Annotated in this window: 1 protein-coding gene; it reads left to right on the top strand. The window is 63.1% G+C overall.

Going from position 1 to position 2,035, the window contains the following annotated elements:
- The coding region (locus tag C5748_RS27300; protein ID WP_199194920.1) for an autotransporter-associated beta strand repeat-containing protein at window positions 1–2,035 on the top strand (2,035 nt) is incomplete at both ends.

Genomic DNA, 2,035 nt, shown 5'->3' with positions numbered 1-2,035 from the left:
TCCGCGTCGGCGACGGCACGGCAACCGGGGCGGGTTTCACCGCCACCATCGCCTCCAACCTCACCGGCGCCGGCTCTCTGGAAAAGACCGATCTCGGCACGCTTGTCCTGACCGGCGCCAACACTTATACCGGCGGCACGACGATTTCCAGCGGAACGCTGATCGGCAACACGACGAGCCTGCAAGGCAATATTGTGAACAATGCCGCGCTGGCCTTCGATCAGGCATCGGCTGGAACCTATGCGGGCGTGATCTCCGGCTCAGGGGCGTTGACCAAAGATGGCGCGGGTGCGCTGACGCTGACCGGCGCCAATACCTATACCGGCGGCACCACCATTTCGGCGGGCACGTTGATCGGCAACACGGTAAGCCTGCAAGGCAACATCGCCAATAATGCGGCGCTTACCTTTGACCAGGCGTCGGCTGGAACCTATGCCGGTGTTGTCTTCGGCACGGGTTCGCTGACCAAATCCGGCGCGGGCGCGCTGACGCTGACTGGCGCTAACACCTATACCGGCGGCACGACGATTTCGGCGGGCACCTTGATCGGCAACACGACGAGCCTGCAGGGCAACATCGCAAACAACGCCGCGCTTACTTTTGACCAGGCATCGGCTGGAACCTATGCCGGTGTTGTCTCGGGTACGGGTTCGCTGACCAAATCCGGCGCGGGCGCGCTGACGCTGACGGGAGCCAACAGCTACACCGGTGGCACCACCATTTCGGCGGGCACCTTGACCGGCAACACGGTAAGCCTGCAAGGCGACATCGCCAATAATGTGGCGCTTACCTTCGACCAAGGCACGGCTGGAACCTATGCGGGGATCATCTCCGGCAATGGCACGCTGACCAAATCCGGTGCGGGTGCGCTGACATTGACCGGAAACAGCTCGGCCTATGCGGGAACAACCGATATCACAGCAGGTCTTCTCGCTGTGAACGGCTCGCTCGGCGGCACGGTGAACGTGACGGGCGGTACGCTCGGGGGTTCGGGCACGCTGTCGGACAATGTTTTTGTCACGAACGGCGTGATCGCTGCCGGCAACGGCCTTGGCACGCTGACCATCAGCGGAGACCTCGCGCTTGCTTCCGGCTCGTCTCTCAATTTCGAGCTTGGCAACCCCACCGGTACGGCGGGCGTGGATAGCGACCTCATCAATGTCGGCAACAATCTCACGCTCGATGGTACGCTCAATGTCGCCGATGCGGGCGGTTTCGGCGAGGGTCTCTATCGCCTCGTCAATTATGGCGGCACGCTCACCGATAACGGCCTCGACATCGGCGCCGCGCCTACTGGCTTCGACAACACCAATCTCACCGTGCAGACGGCGATGGTGGGGCAGGTGAACCTGCTGGTCGATGCGCCTGCCAATCCCACCTCGTTCTTCTTCTGGGATGGCGCGAACACCAGTGCAAACAACGCGATCGATGGCGGCTCGGCCAGCTGGACCGCGACCGGCACCAACTGGACCATCGCCGATGGCAGCTTCAATGGCGCCTTCGATACCTCGGCGTTGCTGATTTTCGCCGGTACGCCCGGTACGGTGACGGTGGAGGACAGCGCCGGCGCAATCACCATCCAGAACGGCATGCAATTCGCCGTCGATGGCTATGATGTCGCCGGCGACGCCATCGGTCTCACCGGGGCAAATACCATCCGCGTCGGCGACGGTACAGCGGCGGGCGCAGGCTATACCGCCACCATCGCCTCCAACCTCACCAGAACGGGCTCGCTCAACAAGACCGACCTCGGCACGCTGGTTCTGACTGGAGCCAATACATATACGGGCGGCACGACCGTTTCCGGCGGCACGCTGGTTGGCAACACGACGAGCCTGCAAGGCGACATCGTGAACAACGCCGCGCTGACTTTCGACCAAGGCACGGCTGGAACCTATGCGGGCGCGCTCTCCGGCACAGGCGCACTGACCAAGTCAGGGGCGGGAGAGCTGGTCCTGACCGGAAACAGCTCGGCCTATGCGGGAACAACCGATATTGCAGCGGGTCTTCTCGCTGTGAACGGCTCGCTCGGCGG

This window comes from Phyllobacterium phragmitis, from assembly GCF_002980495.1.
GTDB lineage: Bacteria > Pseudomonadota > Alphaproteobacteria > Rhizobiales > Rhizobiaceae > Paramesorhizobium > Paramesorhizobium phragmitis.
Note: the sequence above shows the minus strand (reverse complement) of the source record. Positions and strands in the feature narration are given on the sequence as shown.